General features: G+C 70.1%; 1 pseudogene. It reads left to right on the top strand.

Going from position 1 to position 358, the window contains the following annotated elements:
* Positions 1–12: 12 nt before the first annotated feature.
* Positions 13–358, top strand: a pseudogene (locus tag AC1DYG_RS20950) (MFS transporter); the annotation flags it as partial.

The following is a 358-nucleotide window of genomic DNA, read 5'->3' as shown; positions in this document are numbered from 1 at the left end:
ATCTGGAAGATCGTGCCCGCCACCCCGATCGACCCCGACGCCGGCAGGTTCGATCCCATCGGCGCGGTCGGCCTCGGCGTCGGCCTCGTGTGCCTGCTCCTCGGCGTGTCCAAGGGCGCGGTCTGGGGCTGGAGCAGCGGGACCATCGTCGGACTCTTCGTCGTCGCGATCGCCGTCCTGCTGGCCTGGGGCTGGTGGGAGCTGCGCACCAGTGATCCGCTGGTCGATCTCCGGACCACCGCGCGTCCGCAGGTGTTGCTGACCAACGTCGCCGGCGTGGTCGTCGGCTTCGCGATGTACGCGCAGTCGCTGATCCTGCCGCAGCTGTTGCAGCTGCCCGAGGCCACCGGATTCGGTC

Source organism: Pedococcus sp. P1_H8 (genome assembly GCF_056405175.1).
This window is presented reverse-complemented; position numbering and strand designations above follow the sequence as displayed.